The following is a 7,030-nucleotide window of genomic DNA, read 5'->3' as shown; positions in this document are numbered from 1 at the left end:
GCAACAGAATGAACATGAGGATGGTGTCAACGCTCTGTTGCCCAATACTGAAAGCCTCTACTGGCAAACGGGGAAACCGAACCCACGAGAGGAACTCGACGGCTTTATCTACCCCTTTGGTTTAGAGGACATCTACGGCTTGCAACTGGAAACTTCGGGCCGCTACCTCAGGTCCCCGGCTGACGCACCCTCCACCCCACCGCAAATCAACGATAATCCCCGCCCTCTCGCCGCCATTGATGACCTCAAACAGCAAATTTTGGCTCAACTTGACCCTGAAGCCAAAAGCCTCCCTACGCGCCGTCCAGAGCGCTATGGAAGCCTCGGGGAAACGTGGTTTATTTGGGCAAAACAAACAGACGAGCGATTGCAGTTCCCGCACGCTTCGCGATCGCCACAAGACCTCGCGCAAGATATTTATGCCCGTTTCCTAGACTTAGATCCTAAGGATATTCACGATCATTTAACCTTGACAGGATCTATAAAATATGGTCAAAAATCCCCCCATTTCTTTGAGTTTGAAAAGACTCCCACATTTTGGCAGGGAGAATGGCACGAGTTTTTAAATCGCTATCCCCATGTCTGTGTTCTCCTGTTTCCTGAGTCAGAAAACATTGAGGAAATTCGCGATTGGATGGCGAAATTTGCCAACTTTAACTTCATTCGCTGGTTCGGTTTTCGTAACAAGGTGAGGTGGGCCAAATGGAACAGCCGACAACTCAAGGCGGAACTCAAGGGGAACTATGCAACAGTGAAACGCCGATATCAGCGAGTGCGCGATCGCCTCAACTCGAAACCCGTCAACCTAGCGGAACTTCAGAAGGATTTAACCCAATGTCTGAGCGATCGCGCGGAGTACGCCGAGAAACTGGTGCTGCTGGATGCACAACAACACGCGATCGCCATCAACGCCAGAAACTACGAACAACGCCAACGCCGCTTAGGGTTAGAACTCCAGCGGACAGAACATTGCAACTGGAACCCCGATCGCGATATCGAGCAAATCCAGTTCGATCGCGACAACCTGGAAACGGGCCTGACACTCCTGGATCATCTCATCCGCAACATTGAAGGGGTGATTCAGATTGAGCAAACGAGGGGCGATCGCGCCTTGAATCAAACGGTGGGAATGGCGGGTGTGGGGTTGGCGACAGGTGCGATCGCCGTGGCGGTGGCCACCACTCACCCCCAGCAACCGCCTAAACCCCGAGATATCGTCACGGCCCCGGCGTTTTGGTGGAGTTTACTGGTGGGAATTGGGTTTAGTGTGTTGGTGGCGATTTTGCAGGCGATTGCACGGCGAGGACGGGGTTGAGATGTCGAGATCTAAAATTAAAAGCAAGTACGCGAGAGCAAGAGTCAATGCAAATCACACTCATCCCCACAGCATTTAGCAAAAAAATCAAGGTCTATCGATTTCATCAACAAGCTGTAGAACACTTTTGCATAGAGGTTCTCCTACCCAAAATCCTGCCTCATTTATCAATGCCTTCAGTAAGGGCTTTACTTCAGTAATCAAGCCTTGACTTTTCGCTTCAACCAAAACTCCTAAAATACCCGTATAACGGAGATTAAACCGACTTGCAACTAGCCGGCCGCGCCGTTCATCAATTAAAACTTGCTCAGCCTGAACCTCGACGGCTAACGCGATCGCTTCTGCTTCTCCAACATCGAGTTCGTTACTCAGGACTTCGACGAGGGTGCGATCGCTAACAGGACGAGTTTGAAGCCAGTCAAAGGTTTGTACCTCGGTCGCACCAGACACAGGAAAATTGGGGTCAGTTAATTCTTGATAAACGGCTTCAGGAATAAGAACTGTTCCATAAAGCTGGTGAAGGAGATGGAGGTGATTGATTGCTGCAAGATTATTAATGGGCGATGTATCACTGACAAGAATCACAATCGACCCATCTCCCGCAAGTTTTGAATATCTTGCTCAAAATCCTCTACTCCATAATGTACGGGGATGTGGCGACTAGCGAGGAGGTGTTGAAAGGCGACACGGTGCATTTGGGCAAAGCGACTGGCTTGAGCAAGGGTCAGCTTTTCTTGTTGAAAGAGCATCACAGCAATTTCCTGACGCATTTCAGCCTCAGTCATGTGAGTGGCGGTTAAAATTTCGTCAGAGACAATAACACTCATGGCTAAATTCCTTGCTATCCCTCTTAATTTTACTCTCCTTTGACCACGGGTGCGATCGCCGTGGCGGTGGCCACCACTCACCCCCAGCAACCGCCTAAACCCCGAGATATCGTCACAGCCCCGGCGTTTTGGTGGAGTTTACTGGTGGGAATTGGGTTTAGTGTGTTGGTGGCCATTTTGCCGGCGATCGCGGTTTCCGCACGCTCCGCGATCGCCCGACGAGGACGGGGTTGAGATATCTAGATCTAAAATTAAAAGCAAGTACGCGAGAGCAAGAGTCAATGCAAATCACACTCAACCTACCTGATCACCTCAGCCAAACTGAAACCTTTAATCAGAGCGATTGGCTTCGAGAAATTGCCATTTCCCTGTTTCAGCAAGAGCGAATTTCCCTCAGCTGCGCCAGTAAAATTGCTGGGATAGAAATTATGAAATTTCAAAAGCTACTGGCAGATCGTGGTATTTGTGTTCACTACGATGTGGAAGACTTGGAGCAGGACGTTCAACACCTGCGTGACCGGGGCTGGCTATGATCATCGTCAGCGATACCTCTGCCCTGTCCAATCTTGCCATTGTTGATCATCTCTGGTTGCTAGAAGCCATTTACCAAACTGTGATTATTCCTGACGTTGTTGCCCATGAATTAGCTGTTGCCAGCAATCCCACTATTCCAGCCATTCTGCAACTGGGCTGGATTCAAACCCAATCCCTCATCAATTTCGAGCTCGCTAACCAACTGCAACAAGAACGAGGACTCGATGCTGGGGAAGCCAATGCTATTGCACTAGCATTTGAGCTACGAGCTGATGATCTGCTTATTGATGAACGCTTAGGACGACAAGAGGCTATTCGGCTTGGACTGCCTATCATTGGTATTCTGGGCATTTTGCTCGTTGCTAAGCAAAGACGCCTTATCCCTCAAGTTCAATCCGTTATGGATACCTTGATTAACCAGGCTGGGTTCCGCGTCAGTTCTCAGCTATACCGGCGTATCTTAGATCTTGCTCAGGAACCTTAATCTAATAAGCCAAGTCTAGTCTGTCGAACAAGCTAGCCGACACGGCTTTGGGGTACGTACAGCCGTCGCGGTGGCCACTACTCACCCCCAGCAACCGCCAAAACCCCGAGATATCGTCACGGCCCCGGCGTTTTGGTGGAGTTTACTGGTAGGAATTGGGTTTAGTCTGTTGGTGGCAACTTTGCAGGCGATCGCGGTTTCCGCACGCTCCGCGATCGCCCGGCGAGGACGGGGTTAAGGTGCAAGATGCGAATCCACGACTGGAGTCTTCATGTCGACACCACATGAAGATGGCGGCTAAGGTAGTGGACATACTCGGCAACGACATCATTAAAATTGATGGTATGAGCAAAGACGCACGCATCCCCCAGCGCGACGAGGTACTACTAAAGCTACGGACGTTCCTTCGCGATCGCGGGGAAGCCTACGGACTTGAAGCTCTTGGCTGTTTCGGGTCTGTCGCGCGATCGCAGGCCACTGCCAACAGCGATGTGGATGTGGTTTACCGCGCTCATCCGGCCGCAAAACTAACTCTGTTCGATCTCGCTCTGATGCAAGAGGAACTGGTGGCGCTGTTGGGATATCCGGTGGATTTGATCGAGCTGCGTAATGAAATGCCGCCCCGCTTGAAGCAACGAGTGGAAAAGGAGACGGCCTATGCTTGAGGCCAGCTTGTTGCGGGAACGCTTGGAGGCGATCCTCGAAGCGCTCGAGCGCGTACCCCGGCGGTTTGCCAAAGTCCGAAGCCCAGAGGACTTTATCGCCAGCGAGGAAGGGCGGGAGCATCTGGATTCGATCAGTATGGTTCTGCTGTCCGTTGGCGAAGCGTTCCGGCAAATCGACGAAAAGACGCAAGGTGAATTTCTCAACCGATATCCTGAAATTCCCTGGCGAGCCGTCATTGGAATGCGCAACGTTCTCGCCCATGACTACTTCAGTGTGAATGAGGCCGTCATTTTCAACACCTGCGAGCTGCACATTAACCCCTTGATTGAGACAGTGCGGCAGATGTTAGCAGACCTCAAAACGGGTTTGTGACTATCGCACTCCCTCTAACTTCCCCGATGTTCGATTTTCCCCAGGCGATTCACCCCCAGCAACCGCCCAAACCCCGAGATATCCTCACAGTCCCGGCGTTTGGGTGGGGTTGACTGGTGAGAATTGGGTTGAGTGTCTTGGTGGCAATTTTGCCGGCGATCGCGGTTTCCGTACGCTTCGCGATCGCCCGGCGAGGACGGGGTTAAGGTGCAAGATGCGAATCCACTGCGGGGGTTCGATATTGGCTCGGTTGATCCGTTTGAGCCAAGTCGAACATCGAACCTATTAGCTCAAACCCCAATAACTCTTGTTTGAGCTTCAGATTCTAGCTCAGGTTTAGGAATGACACGAATTTCCACATCACTGCCGAGAGCATTTAAGAATTTAAAGAGTCGGTCAGTCGAGAAGCCGGAGAGCTTTCCATTCACTAAAGCGGAGACTTTAGGCTGGTCAATCCCAAGGATATTAGCGGATTCAGTTTGAGTTAACCCCTTGGCCTCAATCATGTTACTAATTTGTCGGACAAGTTCTGCTTTAATCAGTAAATCATCAGGATTGGCAAGTCCTAAATCTGCAAAAACATTACCACTGCTAGATTGAACCTTAATTTCATCGCTCATCTCTCTTCTCCTTTTAACTTTGCTTATAGTACCGATTATGATGCTTTTCTGCACGTTTTAGGCGCGTCTCAATACGCTCAATCTCTTGCTTAGGAGTCGCAATTCCTCGCTTAGATTTTTTCTGAAAAACATGCAGTACATAGACAACTTCCTCAAATTTAACAGTATAAACTGCTCGATATGTGTCCCCATCAAAGTTCTCAATAACCTCCAAGACTGATGCTCCCCTAAAGCCTTTAAGCGGTTTAACCTTTGAATGTTTTTCGCCACATTGTGCTAGATACAAGGCATATCCAACAGCTTGTTTAACATCTTCAGGGAAGTCCTTTAAGTCATCAAGGGAACTGGCAATCCATTCGAGTGGTTTTGAAGTTGGATTCATAGTCCTAATTATGCTAGTTTTGGCATAATTAGTCAAGTTAAAGACAGGAGACTGGACAGAGTTTGATTCAAGGTGCGATCGCACCTTGAATCAAACGGTGAGAATGGCCCAAACCCCGAGATATCCTCGGATAAGCCCAAAGGTTGTCGTAGGACTTGGTCGCGAAGGGTTAAAGCTTGTTGATAGACTGGAGAAGAAACCGAGTAGTTCACCGCCTGGATTAGACCTAAATGGGGATGAAACCAGTGATTTAAGCCTTTGAACAAAATAGCGACGCATTCCCCCACCTCGCCGAACGGCAGGTGGGGGTCAAGGAGCTGCCGAGCTGACAAGCCTTGGGGTATCATACTGTTATGGTACAAACCACATCAATCATCCGTACAGACCGATGGACTCTTAACCCGACAGCCAGCCAGCGGGTGCTGCTGAGCCAAACGGTTGAGGTTTATCGTCGTGTCTGTCGGCATTTGATGGGAATTCTCTTCACTCATTGGCCGTCTCTAGCCGAGTTATCGAGTCAAAAACGGGTTCTAGCTGTCGAAAAACTCATTCACCAAACCGCCAAGAACCCCAACCCCAAATACCAGCAATTTGACCAGACCTTTTACAAGTTCCCCAGCTATTACCGAAGAGCTGCCATCGTCTTCGCTGCTGGCCAAGTCAGTAGCTACATGACCCGATATCGAGAATGGCAATCGGGAACTCGTCAACGTCGGGACGCTAAACCTCCCGTCCTCAATCCCAACAGTGGCTGTTATCCGACCCTGTATAAGGGTGGTTGCTATAAACTCCATGGCTATGACCGCATCGAAATCAAGGTCTTTAACGGAACCGATTGGGTCTGGACAACCGTTGGGATAACGAGCTTACGAGAACGGCATACCGTAGATAGCAACAAGCTACGGTCGCCATCCCTTATTTTTGATGAGCCTACAAGGGCTTGTCATCTCTCAGTTCCCTTTGAGTGTCATCCACATAAACGGGAGGGAGAGGGTCGGGTTGTCACTGTTGACCTGAGTATCAACACCACCGCTACTGTGGCAGTCGTGAATTTTGATGGCACTGTAATCCACCGGGAGTTTATTCACCCGGGGAGAGACATAGACGAAGTCGCCGCAGCCGCTGGAACCTGCGTCCAGCGGAACGGCGACCGTCGGGATAAACGACTGAAATCAGTATCTAAACGAGCTAGTAAGACGATGGGGAACGGTGGAAGTCTTCAGAAAGGCTTCTGCTCTCATACCTACCGTAAATGTCGTCACATCAACCGCCAAATTGGGCAGATTGTCTCGAAGCGTATCGTGCAGATTGCCCAACAGTTCAATGCCGATGCCATTGTCTTTGAGAACCTAAAAGGATGGAAGGCTAAGGGGGGGCGAAAACGCTCCAACCTGCGCCAACGCTTTCATGGATGGCTCAAGGGGATGATTCGAGACTTGACCGAGATGAAGTGGCAAGAGATAGGCGGTAAAGTCATTGATGTCGTGGCCGCCTATACATCAAAGCTGGCTTATGACGGCAGTGGAGTCGTACGACGAGACTCCAACAACTATGCTCTGGCTAAATTTTCCTCGGGCAAGCGATACAATGCAGACCTTAATGGAGCACTTAATATTGCTGCCCGAGGGATTCTTCAGCTCACTCGCCGAAAGGACAGTGAGGAACGTTCGAGCCAATGTTCTCGGCGTTCGCCTAGAAGCTGGGCTTGTTTGTGTGACCTGTGGACTAGCACAGTTCGAGGTTAGCACCGACCGAGACACCTCGCCCAAGGCAGGTGGGGTGAGCTTCATCATACGCCCTTACTGGTCGCTCAGGGTTTCAATTAATAGG

General features: G+C 50.2%; 12 protein-coding genes. 8 read left to right on the top strand and 4 right to left on the bottom strand.

Annotated elements, in window-relative coordinates; translation table 11 throughout:
* The coding region (locus R6U67_RS02135) for a hypothetical protein (protein WP_410251018.1) at window positions 1-1,315 on the top strand (1,315 nt) is incomplete at its 5' end.
* Between the two features lie 87 nt (window positions 1,316-1,402).
* Here the strand turns inward: R6U67_RS02135 and R6U67_RS02130 are convergent.
* Together R6U67_RS02130 and R6U67_RS02125 are read right to left on the bottom strand one after the other, a co-directional pair.
* Window positions 1,403-1,900, bottom strand: coding sequence for a DUF3368 domain-containing protein (locus R6U67_RS02130; RefSeq protein ID WP_410251016.1), 498 nt, complete (start codon window positions 1,898-1,900; stop codon window positions 1,403-1,405).
* Window positions 1,897-2,142 carry a UPF0175 family protein gene (locus R6U67_RS02125; RefSeq protein ID WP_410251015.1) on the bottom strand — a complete coding sequence of 82 codons (246 nt, stop codon included), beginning with the start codon at window positions 2,140-2,142 and terminating at the stop codon, window positions 1,897-1,899. The genes R6U67_RS02130 and R6U67_RS02125 overlap by 4 nt, the downstream gene beginning before the upstream one ends.
* Window positions 2,143-2,181: 39 nt before the next feature.
* Between R6U67_RS02125 and R6U67_RS02120 the strand changes: the two genes are divergently transcribed.
* The 6 genes from R6U67_RS02120 (at window position 2,182) to R6U67_RS02095 (ending at window position 4,198) form a co-directional block, all read left to right on the top strand.
* Window positions 2,182-2,376, top strand: coding sequence for a hypothetical protein (locus R6U67_RS02120; RefSeq protein WP_410251014.1), 195 nt, complete (start codon window positions 2,182-2,184; stop codon window positions 2,374-2,376).
* 47 nt (window positions 2,377-2,423) lie between these two features.
* Window positions 2,424-2,675, top strand: a complete 252-nt coding sequence (locus R6U67_RS02115; RefSeq protein ID WP_410251013.1) for a UPF0175 family protein — start codon at window positions 2,424-2,426, stop codon at window positions 2,673-2,675.
* Window positions 2,672-3,160, top strand: coding sequence for a DUF3368 domain-containing protein (locus R6U67_RS02110; protein ID WP_410251012.1), 489 nt, complete (start codon window positions 2,672-2,674; stop codon window positions 3,158-3,160). The genes R6U67_RS02115 and R6U67_RS02110 overlap by 4 nt, the downstream gene beginning before the upstream one ends.
* Window positions 3,161-3,230: 70 nt before the next feature.
* Window positions 3,231-3,398 carry a hypothetical protein gene (locus R6U67_RS02105; RefSeq protein ID WP_410251011.1) on the top strand — a complete coding sequence of 56 codons (168 nt, stop codon included), beginning with the start codon at window positions 3,231-3,233 and terminating at the stop codon, window positions 3,396-3,398.
* Between the two features lie 52 nt (window positions 3,399-3,450).
* On the top strand, window positions 3,451-3,825 hold the full coding sequence (locus tag R6U67_RS02100; RefSeq protein WP_410251010.1) for a nucleotidyltransferase family protein: 375 nt from the start codon (window positions 3,451-3,453) through the stop codon (window positions 3,823-3,825).
* Window positions 3,818-4,198 (top strand): DUF86 domain-containing protein, encoded by a 381-nt coding sequence (locus tag R6U67_RS02095; protein ID WP_410251009.1) that lies wholly within the window; start codon window positions 3,818-3,820, stop codon window positions 4,196-4,198. Before R6U67_RS02100 ends, R6U67_RS02095 begins: the two co-directional genes overlap by 8 nt.
* 290 nt (window positions 4,199-4,488) lie before the next feature.
* Here R6U67_RS02095 and R6U67_RS02090 read toward each other — a convergent pair whose 3' ends face one another.
* Together R6U67_RS02090 and R6U67_RS02085 are read right to left on the bottom strand one after the other, a co-directional pair.
* A complete protein-coding gene (locus R6U67_RS02090; RefSeq protein ID WP_087709541.1) occupies window positions 4,489-4,818 on the bottom strand; it encodes a helix-turn-helix domain-containing protein in 330 nt (109 codons plus the stop codon).
* Window positions 4,819-4,831: 13 nt separating this feature from the next.
* A complete protein-coding gene (locus R6U67_RS02085; protein WP_410251008.1) occupies window positions 4,832-5,200 on the bottom strand; it encodes a type II toxin-antitoxin system RelE/ParE family toxin in 369 nt (122 codons plus the stop codon).
* 353 nt (window positions 5,201-5,553) lie between these two features.
* On the opposite strand from R6U67_RS02085, the gene R6U67_RS02080 reads away from it, so the two are divergent.
* A complete protein-coding gene (locus R6U67_RS02080; protein ID WP_410251007.1) occupies window positions 5,554-6,945 on the top strand; it encodes an IS200/IS605 family accessory protein TnpB-related protein in 1,392 nt (463 codons plus the stop codon).
* The last annotated feature ends 85 nt before the right edge of the window (window positions 6,946-7,030 follow it).

The organism is Sodalinema sp. (assembly GCF_046483825.1).
In the GTDB taxonomy this organism is placed as follows: domain Bacteria; phylum Cyanobacteriota; class Cyanobacteriia; order Cyanobacteriales; family Geitlerinemataceae; genus Sodalinema.
Note: the sequence above shows the minus strand (reverse complement) of the source record. Positions and strands in the feature narration are given on the sequence as shown.

Bases quoted from the DNA above. Each gene is read 5' to 3' on its own strand.
- R6U67_RS02085 (WP_410251008.1), bottom strand. From the start codon at position 5,200: ATGAATCCAACTTCAAAACCACTCGAATGGATTGCCAGTTCCCTTGAT.
- R6U67_RS02090 (WP_087709541.1), bottom strand. From the start codon at position 4,818: ATGAGCGATGAAATTAAGGTTCAATCTAGCAGTGGTAATGTTTTTGCA.
- R6U67_RS02100 (WP_410251010.1), top strand. From the start codon at position 3,451: ATGGCGGCTAAGGTAGTGGACATACTCGGCAACGACATCATTAAAATT.
- R6U67_RS02125 (WP_410251015.1), bottom strand. From the start codon at position 2,142: ATGAGTGTTATTGTCTCTGACGAAATTTTAACCGCCACTCACATGACT.
- R6U67_RS02095 (WP_410251009.1), top strand. From the start codon at position 3,818: ATGCTTGAGGCCAGCTTGTTGCGGGAACGCTTGGAGGCGATCCTCGAA.
- R6U67_RS02110 (WP_410251012.1), top strand. From the start codon at position 2,672: ATGATCATCGTCAGCGATACCTCTGCCCTGTCCAATCTTGCCATTGTT.
- R6U67_RS02080 (WP_410251007.1), top strand. From the start codon at position 5,554: ATGGTACAAACCACATCAATCATCCGTACAGACCGATGGACTCTTAAC.
- R6U67_RS02115 (WP_410251013.1), top strand. From the start codon at position 2,424: ATGCAAATCACACTCAACCTACCTGATCACCTCAGCCAAACTGAAACC.